The organism is Acidovorax sp. SRB_24 (assembly GCF_012931925.1).
Window position 1 is genome coordinate 1 of sequence record NZ_MWOM01000036.1, and the last position, 12,191, is coordinate 12,191.

Here is a 12,191-nt window from a genome sequence, read left to right on the forward strand (position 1 = left end):
GGCACGCTGGCCATCGTCAACACCAGCGAGCGCAGCGTGCTCGGCCAGGTCAGCGGCCTGGGCGACCTGTCGCACGCCTCGGTGGTGTTCTCGCGCGATGCGCGCTACGCCTATGTGTTCGGCCGCGACGGCGCGCTCAGCAAGGTCGACCTGCTCACGCAGCAGACCGTGGCCCGCGTGGTGCAGGCGGGCAACTCGATCGGCGGCGCCATCAGCGCCGACGGCACGCTGGTGGTGGCGCAGAACTACACGCCCGGCGGCATCAAGGTGTTCGACGCCGCCACGCTCACGCTGCTGGCCGACGTGCCGGCCGAATACGCGCCGGGCCAGCGCTCGCGCGTCGTCGGCCTGGCCGACCTGCCGGGCCGGCGCTTTGTCTACAGCCTGTTTGATGCGGGCGAGATCTGGATCAGCGATTTCTCCAACCCCGCGCGGCCGCGCACGACCCGGCTCCGCGACATCGGCCGCCAGCCCTACGACGCGCTCGTGACGCCCAACGGGCGCCACTACATCGCCGGCCTGTTTGGCGAGGACGGTCTGGCCATGGTGGACCTATGGGACGAACAGCCCCGGGTGCGCCGCATCCTCGGCGGCTACGGCCGGGGGCAGGAACCCTTGCCGGTCTACAAGATGCCGCACCTGCGCGGCTGGGCCGTGGCCGGGCGCCGCGCCTACCTGCCCGCGATCGGCCGCCACGAGGTGCTGGTGGTCGACACCGAAACGTGGGCAGAAGTGGGCCGCATTCCCGTGGCCGGCCAGCCGGTGTTCGTCATGGCGCGGCCCGACGGACGCCAGGTGTGGGTCAACTTTGCCGTGCCCGACTACCACCGCGTGCAGGTCATCGACACCACCACGCAGGCCATCGTGCGCACGCTCGAACCCGGCAAGGCGGTGCTGCACATGGAATTCACGCCGCGCGGCGAGGCCGTGTGGATCAGCTCGCGCGACGACCACCGCGTCAGCGTGATCGACACCCAGACCTTTGCCACCACGGCGACGCTGGCCATCGACTCGCCCAGCGGCATCTTCTTCACCGCGCGCGCCGCGCGCATGGGTTTCTGAGCGCGAAGGCAGGCACGCCATGGCCCCCCTGGACACCCTGCAGCTGGCGCTGCTCAACCCCTGGCAGCGCGGCTTTCCGCTGGTGCGCGACCCGTTCCACCAGATTGCGCAGCAGGCCGGCATGGCGGTGGACGCGGTGCTGGCCGGCTATGCCCAACTGCAGGCCAGCGGCGCGCTCAGCCGCATTGGCGGCGTGTTTGCCGGCCACGCCGGAGGGGCGGCGCTGCTGGCGGCGATGGCCGTGCCGCCCGAGCGCCTGTGCGCCGTCGCTGCGCAGGTGTCGGCGCACCCGGGCGTGAACCACAACTACGAGCGCGAACACAGGCACAACCTATGGTTCGTCATGACCGGGCACGACGACCCCGCCGTGCGCCGCGCCATGGCGGCGCTGGAGCAGCAGACCGGCCTGCCGGCGCTGCAGCTGCGCATGGAGCGCGCTTACCGCATCGACCTGGGCTTTGACCTGCGCAGCCGCATCGCCCCCGCGCCGATGGCCGCCGCAGCGGCGCGGACCGCCGCGCCCGTGGCCGCGGTCGACCGGCCGCTGGCGGCGCTGCTGGAGGGGGGCGTGCCGCTGGAACACCACCCGTTTGATGCCTGGGCGCAGGCGCTGGGCCGCACGCCGCACGAGGTGCTGCAGACGCTGCAGCACTGGCTGGACACCGGCACGCTGCGCCGCCTGGGCGCCATCGTGCGCCACCACGAGCTCGGCTTCGACGCCAACGCGATGACCGTGTTCGACGTGCCCGACGCCGAGGTCGACGCCTGCGGCGAAGCCCTGGCGCGCGCGGCCGGCGTGACGCTGGCCTATCGGCGCGCGCGCGCGGCCGGCTGGCCCTACAACCTGTACTGCATGGTGCACGGGCGCGACCGCGCCGCGGTGCTCGCCGTCATCGAGCGCGTGACCGCACGCAGCGGCCTGGCGCACGTCCCGCGCGAGGTGCTCTTCTCGCGCCAGCGCTTCAAGCAGACCGGGCCGCGCCGCTTTCGCGCGCTGCCGGGCACCACCGGGGAAGCCCATGCTCTCAGCCTTTGACGTGCGCCTGCTCGAGCGCCTGCACGGCGCGCTGCCGCTGACCGACACGCCCTTTGCCGACGTCGCCTCGGAGCTGGGCAGCAGCGAAGCGGTGGTGCTCGAGCGCCTCGGCGCCCTGCTGGCCGACGGCACGCTGACGCGCTTTGGCCCGCTGTTCCAGATCGAGCGCGCCGGCGGACTGTTCGTGCTCGCCGCCATGGCGGTGCCCGAGGAGCGCTATGCCGCCGTCACCGCCCAGGTCAACGCGCTGCCCGAGGTGGCGCACAACTACCGCCGCGCGCACGCGCTCAACATGTGGTTCGTGCTCGGCACCGAAACGCCGGCCGCCGCCGCGGCCGCCATGGCGCGCATCGAAGCCGACACCGGATTGCGCGTGCTGGCCTTTCCCAAGGAGCGCGAATTCTTCGTCGAACTCAAACTGCCGTTGACGGGAGCCACCCATGGCGCTGGATGATTTCGACCGCGCCCTGGTCGCCGCCACGCAGCGCGGCCTGCCGCTGGTGCCGCGCCCCTACGACGCCGTGGGTGCCGCGCTGGGCGTTTCCGGGCAGCAGGTGCAGGCGCGCATGGCGCAGATGCTGGCCTCGGGCTTCATCCGCCGCATCGGCGCCGTGCCCAACCACTACCGCCTGGGCTTCACCGCCAACGGCATGAGCGTCTGGGACGTGGACGACGCCCAGGTCGATGCCCTGGGCGAGCGCATCGGCCAACTGCCCGGCGTGAGCCACTGCTACCGCCGCCCGCGCCGCCTGCCCGACTGGCCCTACAACCTGTTCGCCATGCTGCACGGGCGCACGCGTGCCGAGGTCGAGCAGCAGGCTGTGCAGCTGCAGCAGCTGCTGGGCGCGGCCTGCCGCAGCCACGCCATTCTGTATTCCACCGCCATCCTGAAGAAAACCGGGTTGCGGCTGACACACCCTTCCAAGGAGGATTGAGGCCATGTTCCGCATCAGCCAATACCTGCGCGAACTCGCGCACGCAGAAAAAACCGGCCACTACCCGGAAGCCGCGCCCGCACGCAGGCACAGCGCCCAGGGCAGCGGCGGCGCACCCGGCCCGGTCGTCATCTGGAACCTGATCCGCCGCTGCAACCTGACCTGCAAGCACTGCTATGCGCTCTCGGCCGACCACGACTACGAGGGCGAACTCTCGACCCGCGAAGTGTTTGGCGTGATGGACGACCTGAAGGCCTACCGTGTGCCGGTGCTGATCCTCTCGGGAGGCGAGCCGCTGATGCGGCCCGACATCTTCGAGATCGCCGGACGCGCGAAGGCGATGAAGTTCTACACCGGGCTGTCGACCAACGGCACGCTGATCGACGAGGCCATGGCCGACCGCGTGGCGGCCACCGGCTTCGACTACGTCGGCATCAGCCTGGACGGCCTGCGCGAGACGCACGACCATTTCCGCCGGCTCGAAGGCGCCTTCAAGCGCAGCCTGGCCGCCGTGCGCCACCTGCACGCGCGCGGCGTCAAGGTCGGCCTGCGCTTCACGATGACGGCGCTGAACGCGCACGACCTGCCGGCGCTGCTCGACCTGATGCGCCAGGAGGCCGTCGAAAAGTTCTATTTCTCGCACCTCAACTACGCCGGACGCGGCAACATCCACCGGGGCAAGGACGCGCAGTTCGAGGCCACGCGGGGCGCCCTCGACCTGCTGTTCGGGCGCGCCTGGCAGGCCGCGCTGGAGGGCCGTGCCGAGGACTACGTGACCGGCAACAACGATGCCGATGCGGCCTACCTGCTGCAGTGGGTGCAGGCGCGCATGCCGCAGTGGGCGGCACCGCTGCGTGAGCGCCTGGTGGCGTGGGGTGGCAATGCGAGCGGCGTGAACGTGGCCAACATCGACAACCTGGGCACCGTGCACCCCGACACCATGTGGTGGCACCACGACCTGGGCAACGTGCGCCAGCGGCCGTTCTCGGCCATCTGGTCGGACACGTCCGAACCGCTGATGGCAGGCCTCAAGGCCCACCCGCGCCCGGTCGGCGGACGCTGCGCGCCGTGCCAGTACTTTGCCCTCTGCGGCGGCAACACCCGCGTGCGCGCGCAGCAGCTCACCGGCGACGCCTGGGCCGAAGACCCCGGCTGCTACCTGCGCGACGACGAGATTGGCCTCGCGGCGGGCAGCGACGCGCAGCGCGTGGCGCTGACCCCCTTTCGCAGCGCCCGCCGCGTGATCGACATCGTGGCAGCGGAGGGCCAGCATGTCTGAAGCACACACCGTTCTGGGCCGCGCCGCGCCGTGGCTGCTGGCCGCCGGCCTGCTGTGGATGGGCCACGGTCTGGCGCAGGCACAGGCCCCCGCTCCGGCGCCCGCGCAGACAGCGCCGCCGACCGCCCCGGCCGGCGCCGCCATCGCCGCCGGCGCGCTCTACCAGCAGCACTGCGCCGCCTGCCATGGCGTCACGCGCACCGGTGGCATGGGGCCCGCGCTGCTGCCCGAAAGCCTGGAGCGCCTGCGCAAGAAGGACGCGCTCGCCGTGGTGCAGCAGGGTCGCCCGGCCACGCAGATGGGCGGCTATGCGGCCCAGCTGTCGGACTATGAGATCGCCAGCGTGGTCGACTGGATCTACCAGCCCACCACGCCCGCGCCCGCCTGGAGCGACGCCGACATCCGCGCCTCGCGCGTGGAAACTGCCGGCGCCCAGCACCTGCCGGCGCGCCCGGCGTGGAAGGCCGATCCGATGAACCTGTTCGTGGTTGTCGAGGGCGGCGACCACCATGTCTCGCTGGTCGACGGCGACCGCTTCGAGGTCATCCACCGCTTTGCCAGCCGCTACGCGCTGCACGGCGGCCCCAAGTTCACGCCCGACGGGCGCTTTGTGTTCTTTGGCTCGCGCGACGGCTGGATCACCAAGTACGACCTGTGGAACCTCACGGTGGTGGCCGAGGTGCGCGCCGGCCTGAACATGCGCAACGTGGCCGTCAGCGGCGACGGGCGCTGGGTCATGGCGGCGAACTACCTGCCGCGCACCGCCGTGCTGTTCGACGCCGACCTGCAGCTCGTCAAGCGCTACGACGCCACCACGCTCGACGGCAAGAGCGCCTCGCGCGTCTCGGCGGTGTACGACGCGGCGCCGCGCCAGAGCTTTGTGGTGGCCCTCAAGGACATCCCCGAGGTCTGGGAGATTTCCTACGACCCCCAGGCCGCGCCCATTTATGACGGCCTGGTACACGACTACAAGATGGGCGAAGCCATTGCCAAGCCCGGCTACCAGGGCGTGCGCCGCACGCCGCTCGACGGGCCGCTCGACGATTTCTTCTTTGACCAGAGCTACACCCATGTGCTCGGCTCCACGCGGCCCCCACCGGGCGCGCAGGGCCAGGTGCCCACGGCCCAGGTCGTCAACCTCGATGTGCGCCGCAAGATCGCCGAGCTGCCGATTGCCGGCATGCCGCACCTGGGCTCGGGCATCACGTTCGCGTGGAACGGCACCACCGTGCTGGCCAGCCCCAACCTGAAGGACGGCGCACTCGACGTGATCGACATGAAGACCTGGAAGACCGTCAAGACCATTCCCACACCGGGCCCGGGCTTCTTCATCCGCAGCCACGAGAACACGCCCTACGCCTGGGCCGACTCGATGATGGCCCCGGCATCGAAGGACACGCTGACGCTGATCGACAAGGCGACCCTGGCGCCCGTGGCGACGCTGCGCGAACCCGGCCGCACGCTGGCGCACACCGAGTTCACCAAGAACGGCCGCTATGCGCTGGTGAGCGTGTGGGAAAGCGACGGCGCGATCATCGTGTTCGACGCGCGCACGCTCAAGGAAGTCAAGCGCCTGCCCATGAACAAGCCCGTGGGCAAGTACAACGTCTGGAACAAGATCACACGCTCGGAAGGCACCTCGCACTAGGGGTGCGCGCTGGTGCGGCAGCGCTGCCGTGCCCATGCGCGCGCCCGGCGGTGCTTCAGGGCAGGTCCTGGCTCGGGTCGGGCGTGGACAGGTCCCGCGGTCCCACGGTGCCCAAGCGGCTGCGCAGCGACTGCGGCTGGCCCGTGAGGATGGCGGCGTAATTGGTCGTGTTGGCCAGCACCTTCTTGACGTAGTCGCGCGTTTCGGCAAAGGGCACGTTCTCGGCCCAGATGGCGGCGTCGAGCACCGGTCCGTTGCGCCAGCTGCGCGGGCGGCCCGGGCCGGCGTTGTAGGCCGCGGCGGCCATGGGCATGGAGCCGGCAAAGTCGTCGAGCGCGAGCTTCAGGTAGGCCGTGCCGATGGTGATGTTGGTGTCGCGGTCGTTGAGCTGGTCGGGCGTGAAGCCGGTCAGGCCGATTTTCTTCGCCGTCCAGCGCGCCGTGGCCGGCATGACCTGCATCAGGCCCGAGGCGCCGACGCCCGAGCGCGCGTCCATGATGAAGCGGCTCTCCTGGCGGATCAGGCCGTAGACATAGGCCGGGTCCAGACCTACGCCCTGGCTGTGCGCCACCACCGCGCTTTGGTGTGGCATCGGAAAGCGCTGCGCATAGTCCACCGCGCCCTTGGTGCGTTCGCTGGTGTTGATGCAGCGGTCCCACACCTCGCGCTGGCAGGCCAGATCGGCGGCGGCCAGCAGCTCGCGCTCGGCCATGCCGCCAGGGCTGTGCAGGTTGGTGGCGTAGTTCCACTCGCGCACGCCTTCGCTGCGCAGGCCGATGGCGATCGCGTAAAGGCCGCGCGCCAGCGACGGGTTGGTGCGCGCCGCGGCCTTTTCCTCGGCCGTGAGCGGCGCGGGGGCGGGCGGCACCGTGATGCGCTGGCCCAGGTCTTCCAGCGCCAGCTGTTCATAGAAACCGTGGGGGCCGGCAATGCGCTGCAGCAGCTGCTGCGCCTCGGCGCGCTCGGCCTCGCCGGGCCGGCCGGCGAGCAGCGCGCGCGCCTTCCAGTACACCCAGGTGCTGTCCGCGCGCGCCTCGTCGCCCATCGCATCGATGGCGCGGCGCACAGTCTTCCAATGGCCGGCACGCAGCGCGGCGCGCACCTTCCAGCCCAGCAGGTCGTCGCTGAGGTCGCGGTCCTTGGCAACCTTGTCGAAATATTCCGTGGCCGCGGGCGACAGCCGCAGCGCCGCCTGCTTGCCGATCACGCCCCAGGTCCAGTGGCGCTCCTCGGGCGTGAGGTGGCCGCCCCACTTGTTTTCGAGCAGCGCGGCAGCGCCATCGGGATCGCTGGCGGCGAGCTTGATCAGCCCCAGCACGACCAGCTCCTGGCGCTGGCGCGTGGGCGCGGCAGCGCGGCCGCCGAGAAACTTGGCGGGATTGGCCTGCAGCTCGTTGACCAGGCCCAGCACCTCGGGCGCCACGATGGCCACCGCATCGCGCGCCGCGCGCAGGCGGTTGGCCTCGATCGCCAGACGCGCCTTGCGCCACACCTCGGGCGCGCCGAGCTTGCGCGCGGCAAACAGCTCGCCAGCAGCGTGCGTGCAGCCGTCGTCGGCATCGCGCAGCGCGTGCCAGTTGCGCAGCACCTCCTGCGCGGCGCTGGCAGCGGCCTTGCCCTCCAGCAGGTCGATGGTGGTCGCATAGCAGCGCACCTCGCGGTCGTCACCCATGCGGAACGCCGGATGCAGCTCGGCAAAGCGCGCCCAGTCGCGGCGCTGGCCGAGCTGGCGCAGCCAGTCGTTGCGCAGCCGGTCTTCCTGGTAGGTGCCGGCCCAGCGCTGCAGGAAGGCCTGCACTTCGTTGGGCTGGGCCTCGTCCAGGCGCGCCCGCAGCTCCCAGTAGGCGGCCCAGGGCTCGAGCGCATGGCCGCGTGCGGCCGGCAGCAGCTGGCCCAGCCGTTGGCGGTCGCTCTTGCGGAAGGCCTGCTGCATCTCCAATAGCACGTCGTCGCCGCGGCCTGGCACGGCCGTGGCTGCGGCAGCAGGGCTGGCGGATTGGGCCAGGGCGGGGGGCACAGCGCAGGCCAGCACAGCCGAGGCGGCAAGCGGTGTCAGAATCTTCAGCAATTGCATGGGGGAATTATGTGATGGACAAAGCAGCCCTGCGCCGCATGTTGATAGAACAACGCCTGAACCTGCCCGACCGCCTGGAGCGCGCCGACCTGCTGCAGCAGGTCATGCGCGTCTGGCTGGTGGACCGGCCCGACGCCGTGATCGGCGCCTATTGGCCGATCAAGGGCGAGTTCGACCCCCTGCCCGCCCTGCACCGCTGGAAGGAAGACGGCGAGCTGCTGGACGAGCCCCAGCCGCGCCGCATCGGCCTGCCGGTGATCGACAAGCAGCACAATACGCTCGCCTTCCATGCCTGGTACCCCGGCTGCCCGATGGAGGAGGACGCCTATGGCATCCCCAAGCCCAAGGAGACCGAGCGCATCGTGCCGACGCTGCTGTTCGTGCCCTGCGTGGGCTACGCCCCTGGCGGCTACCGGCTCGGTTATGGCGGCGGCTTCTACGACCGCACGCTGGCCGCCCTGCGGCCGCGCCCCTTCACCGTGGGCCTGGGCTACACCGGCGGCTACCTCGACGACTTCGAGCCCGAGGCGCACGACCTGCCCCTGGACGCCATCCTCAACGACAACGGCGTGGTCTGGCCGGTATGACCCGGGCCGGGGGGACCGGCTGCGCTTCGCTTTTTTGATGCAAGGTGAACACATGCTCAAGCTCTACATCGGCAACAAGAACTACTCGTCCTGGTCCCTGCGCCCCTGGGTGCTGATGCGCCAGGCCGGCATCGGCTTCGAAGAGGTGATGGTCCGCTTCGACAGCTTCGGGCCGCAGTCGCATTTCAAGCAGGCGCTGCAGGCCGTCAGCCCCACCGGCAAGGTGCCGGTGCTGATCGACGGCGACCTGGTGGTCTGGGACACGCTGGCGATTGCCGAGTACCTGGCCGAGCAGCACGCCGACAAGCACCTGTGGCCCCTTGAAGCGCGCGCGCGGGCGCAGGCGCGCAGTGCCTGCGCCGAGATGCACAGCGGCTTTGCCGCGCTGCGCAGCGCCTGCCCCATGAACATCGAAGCCCACCTGCCCGACGTCGGCGCGCTGGTCTGGCGCGACCGGGCGGCCGTGCGCGCCGACGTGCAGCGCCTGGTCGCGCTGTGGAGCGGCCTGCTGCAGACGCACGGCGGCCCGATGCTGCTGGGGCAGTTCTCGGTGGCCGACGCCTACTTCGCGCCAGTCTGCATGCGCCTGCGGACCTATGCGCTGCCGGTGCCGCCGCACATCACCGCCTACGTCGAGCGCGTGCGCGCGCTGCCGGCCATGCAGGAGTGGATTGCCGGCGCGCTGGCCGAAAAGGATTTCCGCGACTTCGAGGAGCCCTACCGGCTCGCGCGCTGACGCTGCCGACCGGGGCGCGGGCGCAGGGGGCGCTGGGGGGTCAGGTCTTCGCCTTGGCGGCGCCGCGGATGTTCAGCGCGGCCAGGCAGAACTGCAGCACGACCAGCGCCGTGGCGCCCGCAGACAGCCCCCAGGCAATCCACAGCGCGTTGCTGGCCAGGAACAGCCAGAAGCCCCAGTTGCGCTTGCTTTTGCGCTCCGAGGCCACGTACCACGCGGCCGCGACCGTGACGGCCATCGCGGGCCACTGCAAGAGGTCCATCCAGTCCATGATTCTGTCCTGTGGCGGAAAGCGCGCCCTGGCCGCCGGCGGGCGCATGCCAGGCGGCCAGCGCGTTCTCCCCAAAAGCGTGCGCGGCGCCACCCTGGCTGCGCTGCAGCGGTGCGGCTGCCCCGCCTAGCCCCCATCGTCGTGGCGCGCAGGACGGGGCGGCGGCGGCCAGGTGCGACAGCGCTTGTAGGACGCCAGCGCGCGCCGTCCGCCCGGCCTCAGCCCGGGCGGAACTGCTGGCGCAGAAAAGGCCGGTGGCGCGCGATGTGCGCCAGCTGCGCGGAGGCCACCGTGCCGCCGAGGTCGACGCCGTCGCCGTTGAGCACCTCGTTGGCATGCTGCAGGGCGCGCGCCACCACGTCGGCCTCGCTCACGCCCAGCTGTGCCGCCAGGTCCAGCGCCACGCGCCGCATGGCACGCTGCGAGAGCATCCACATGGCGCCGAAGGCATCCCAGGCGGCGGCGGCCTCCTGCGCCTTCTCCCGGTCGGCCAGGATGTCGCTCAGGGGCCGGGCCAGGATGTCCTGCAAACCGTCGACCTGCTGCTGCAGGTGCTCGGCGCGCTCCTGCCACTGCGCCGCCGGGGGCGCGGCGTTTTGCGGGTCTGCGGGCAGTGGCAGGCTGCCGTCGGGGTTCGGTGAAACGATGGTGAGGGCGGGGGTAGACGGCATACGGAACTCCAGGGGACAGCCGGGGCGCAGGGGCCCGCAATATACCGGCAGGCCAGCGCCCCTGCGGGGCGCGGTGGTTCCGGAGGGAGCAGGCCGCGTGCGCCCTACACTTGCTGCCATGCAAATTTTCATGGTGGGCGGCGCGGTGCGCGACCGGCTGTTGGGCCGCCCGGTCAACGACCACGACTGGGTCGTGGTGGGCGCCACGCCCGAACAGATGGTGGCGCGCGGCTACCTGCCGGTGGGGCGCGACTTCCCGGTCTTCCTGCACCCCGAGACGCGCGAGGAATACGCGCTGGCGCGCACCGAGCGCAAGAGCGGGCGCGGCTACCGCGGCTTTGCCGTGCAGGCCTCGCCCGACGTGACGCTCGAAGAAGACCTGGCGCGGCGCGACCTTACTATCAATGCGATAGCTGTCAGCGCAGACCCGGAAAGCGATGGAGGCCATTTTGACCCCTATGGCGGCGCGCGCGACCTGCGCGAGCGCGTGCTGCGCCACGTCACCGACGCCTTCCGCGAGGACCCGGTGCGCATCCTGCGCGTGGCGCGCTTTGCGGCGCGCTTCACCGACTTCACGGTCGCGCCCGAAACCCTGCAGCTCATGCGCGAGATGGTCGCGCACGGCGAGGCCGACCACCTGGTGGCCGAGCGCGTCTGGCAGGAGCTCGCGCGCGGGCTGATGGAAGACCAGCCCTCACGCATGTTCGCGGTGCTGCGCGACTGCGGCGCCCTGGCTGTGCTGCTGCCCGAGGTCGATCGACTCTGGGGCGTGCCGCAGCATGCCGACCACCACCCCGAAGTCGACACCGGCGTGCACCTGATGCTGGTGCTCGACATGGCCGCGCGCCTGCAGGCGCCGCTGGCCGTGCGCTTCGCCTGCCTCACGCACGACCTGGGCAAGGGCACGACGCCGGCCGAGCTGCTGCCGCGCCACCTCGGCCACGAGCAGCGCAGCGCGAAGCTGCTCAAGGGACTGTGCGAGCGCCTGCGCGTGCCCACCGACTGCCGCGAACTGGCCGACGTGGTGGCGCGCGAGCACGGCAACATCCACCGCAGCGGCGACCTGGGCGCGGCCGCGCTGGTGCGGCTGATCGAGCGCTGCGACGGCATCCGCAAGCCCGGGCGCTTCGACGCCATCCTGCTGGCCTGCGAATGCGACGCCCGCGGGCGGCTGGGCCTGGAGGGGTCGCCCTACCCGCAGCGCGCACGGCTGCGGGCGGCGCTGGCGGCGGCGCAGTCGGTTGCTACCAGTGTGATAGCTGCACACGCAGCAGCGGCGGGCGTGACAGGCCAAAAAGTGGGGGAAATGGTCCACGCTGCGCGCGTGCAGGCCGTGGCCGACTGGCTGGCGCAGGCCCCCGCCGCGGCCGGCTGAGGTCCGCCGTTTTTCTGCGCCGTCAGGCCAGCGACCGCACCCAGCGCACGATGTCCGCCGCGCCCAGGGCGCCCGAGATGCGTGCGGCCTCGCGCCCGCCCTGGAACAGCACCATGGTCGGGATGCTGCGGATGGCGTAGGGCGCGGCCACCTGCGGGTGCGCCTCGGTGTCGAGCTTGGCCAGGCGCACCTGCGGTTCGAGCTCGCGCGCCGCCTGGGCGAAGGCCGGCGCCATCTGCCGGCACGGCCCGCACCAGGGCGCCCAGAAATCGACCAGCACCGGAATGTGGCTGCGCTGCGTGTGTTTGCCAAAGCTGGCGGCGTCGAGTTCGAGCGGCGCGCCGGTGAACAACGGGCAGTGGCAGCTGCCGCAGTCGGGGCGGCTTTCCAGCTGCGCGGCCTGCACGCGGTTGGTGGTGTGGCAGTGGGGGCAGACGATGTGCAGGGCTTCGGTCATGGCAGGGTTTCCAACAGGGCGATGCGACAGACATCGGGCCGGGCGCGCGCAAATTCAAGC

General features: G+C 71.3%; 13 protein-coding genes. 9 read left to right on the plus strand and 4 right to left on the minus strand.

From position 1 onward, the window contains the following. The 6 genes from B2J89_RS13135 to B2J89_RS13160 form a co-directional block, all read left to right on the plus strand. Nucleotides 1-1,062 (plus strand): cytochrome D1 domain-containing protein (locus B2J89_RS13135; protein ID WP_169169540.1); only part of this gene is annotated, 1,062 nt, incomplete at its 5' end. A 19-nt stretch (nt 1,063-1,081) separates the two neighbouring features. Next, complete coding sequence (locus tag B2J89_RS13140) at nt 1,082-2,098, plus strand: Lrp/AsnC family transcriptional regulator (protein ID WP_169169541.1); 1,017 nt, start codon at nt 1,082-1,084, stop codon at nt 2,096-2,098. Beyond that, complete coding sequence (locus tag B2J89_RS13145; RefSeq protein ID WP_169169542.1) at nt 2,082-2,552, plus strand: Lrp/AsnC family transcriptional regulator; 471 nt, start codon at nt 2,082-2,084, stop codon at nt 2,550-2,552. The genes B2J89_RS13140 and B2J89_RS13145 overlap by 17 nt, the downstream gene beginning before the upstream one ends. Then, a complete protein-coding gene (locus B2J89_RS13150) occupies nt 2,539-3,033 on the plus strand; it encodes an AsnC family transcriptional regulator (RefSeq protein ID WP_169169543.1) in 495 nt (164 codons plus the stop codon). Before B2J89_RS13145 ends, B2J89_RS13150 begins: the two co-directional genes overlap by 14 nt. 4 nt (nt 3,034-3,037) lie before the next feature. Beyond that, complete coding sequence (gene nirJ, locus B2J89_RS13155) at nt 3,038-4,312, plus strand: heme d1 biosynthesis radical SAM protein NirJ (protein WP_169169544.1); 1,275 nt, start codon at nt 3,038-3,040, stop codon at nt 4,310-4,312. After that, entirely contained in the window at nt 4,305-5,960 is a 1,656-nt protein-coding gene (locus tag B2J89_RS13160) for a nitrite reductase (protein ID WP_240965016.1), read from the plus strand. Before nirJ ends, B2J89_RS13160 begins: the two co-directional genes overlap by 8 nt. Nucleotides 5,961-6,015: 55 nt before the next feature. Here B2J89_RS13160 and B2J89_RS13165 read toward each other — a convergent pair whose 3' ends face one another. Then, nucleotides 6,016-8,034, minus strand: a complete 2,019-nt coding sequence (locus B2J89_RS13165; RefSeq protein ID WP_169169545.1) for a lytic transglycosylase domain-containing protein — start codon at nt 8,032-8,034, stop codon at nt 6,016-6,018. Nucleotides 8,035-8,048: 14 nt separating this feature from the next. Between B2J89_RS13165 and B2J89_RS13170 the strand changes: the two genes are divergently transcribed. Further along, entirely contained in the window at nt 8,049-8,621 is a 573-nt protein-coding gene (locus B2J89_RS13170) for a 5-formyltetrahydrofolate cyclo-ligase (protein ID WP_169169546.1), read from the plus strand. A gap of 52 nt (nt 8,622-8,673) precedes the next feature. Continuing rightward, the gene (locus B2J89_RS13175; RefSeq protein ID WP_169169547.1) at nt 8,674-9,357 is read left to right on the plus strand and encodes a glutathione S-transferase family protein; all 684 of its coding nucleotides are present in this window, start codon (nt 8,674-8,676) and stop codon (nt 9,355-9,357) included. A 40-nt stretch (nt 9,358-9,397) separates the two neighbouring features. Here the strand turns inward: B2J89_RS13175 and B2J89_RS13180 are convergent, their stop codons facing one another. Both B2J89_RS13180 and B2J89_RS13185 read right to left on the minus strand, forming a co-directional pair. Next, nucleotides 9,398-9,628, minus strand: a complete 231-nt coding sequence (locus tag B2J89_RS13180) for a hypothetical protein (RefSeq protein WP_169169548.1) — start codon at nt 9,626-9,628, stop codon at nt 9,398-9,400. Nucleotides 9,629-9,846: 218 nt separating this feature from the next. After that, nucleotides 9,847-10,299 (minus strand): hypothetical protein, encoded by a 453-nt coding sequence (locus B2J89_RS13185; protein WP_169169549.1) that lies wholly within the window; start codon nt 10,297-10,299, stop codon nt 9,847-9,849. Between the two features lie 118 nt (nt 10,300-10,417). On the opposite strand from B2J89_RS13185, the gene B2J89_RS13190 reads away from it, so the two are divergent. After that, nucleotides 10,418-11,674, plus strand: a complete 1,257-nt coding sequence (locus B2J89_RS13190; RefSeq protein WP_169169550.1) for a multifunctional CCA addition/repair protein — start codon at nt 10,418-10,420, stop codon at nt 11,672-11,674. A 22-nt stretch (nt 11,675-11,696) separates the two neighbouring features. Here B2J89_RS13190 and trxC read toward each other — a convergent pair whose 3' ends face one another. Next, nucleotides 11,697-12,131, minus strand: coding sequence for a thioredoxin TrxC (gene trxC, locus B2J89_RS13195; protein ID WP_169169551.1), 435 nt, complete (start codon nt 12,129-12,131; stop codon nt 11,697-11,699). Nucleotides 12,132-12,191 lie beyond the last annotated feature (60 nt).

What these genes read in the sequence shown, in the direction of transcription:
- nirJ (WP_169169544.1), top strand. Translation starts at nt 3,038, where the DNA reads ATGTTCCGCATCAGCCAATACCTGCGCGAACTCGCGCACGCAGAAAAA.
- B2J89_RS13150 (WP_169169543.1), top strand. Translation starts at nt 2,539, where the DNA reads ATGGCGCTGGATGATTTCGACCGCGCCCTGGTCGCCGCCACGCAGCGC.
- B2J89_RS13145 (WP_169169542.1), top strand. Translation starts at nt 2,082, where the DNA reads ATGCTCTCAGCCTTTGACGTGCGCCTGCTCGAGCGCCTGCACGGCGCG.
- B2J89_RS13190 (WP_169169550.1), top strand. Translation starts at nt 10,418, where the DNA reads ATGCAAATTTTCATGGTGGGCGGCGCGGTGCGCGACCGGCTGTTGGGC.
- B2J89_RS13160 (WP_240965016.1), top strand. Translation starts at nt 4,305, where the DNA reads ATGTCTGAAGCACACACCGTTCTGGGCCGCGCCGCGCCGTGGCTGCTG.
- trxC (WP_169169551.1), bottom strand. Translation starts at nt 12,131, where the DNA reads ATGACCGAAGCCCTGCACATCGTCTGCCCCCACTGCCACACCACCAAC.
- B2J89_RS13170 (WP_169169546.1), top strand. Translation starts at nt 8,049, where the DNA reads ATGGACAAAGCAGCCCTGCGCCGCATGTTGATAGAACAACGCCTGAAC.
- B2J89_RS13185 (WP_169169549.1), bottom strand. Translation starts at nt 10,299, where the DNA reads ATGCCGTCTACCCCCGCCCTCACCATCGTTTCACCGAACCCCGACGGC.
- B2J89_RS13175 (WP_169169547.1), top strand. Translation starts at nt 8,674, where the DNA reads ATGCTCAAGCTCTACATCGGCAACAAGAACTACTCGTCCTGGTCCCTG.
- B2J89_RS13180 (WP_169169548.1), bottom strand. Translation starts at nt 9,628, where the DNA reads ATGGACTGGATGGACCTCTTGCAGTGGCCCGCGATGGCCGTCACGGTC.
- B2J89_RS13165 (WP_169169545.1), bottom strand. Translation starts at nt 8,034, where the DNA reads ATGCAATTGCTGAAGATTCTGACACCGCTTGCCGCCTCGGCTGTGCTG.
- B2J89_RS13140 (WP_169169541.1), top strand. Translation starts at nt 1,082, where the DNA reads ATGGCCCCCCTGGACACCCTGCAGCTGGCGCTGCTCAACCCCTGGCAG.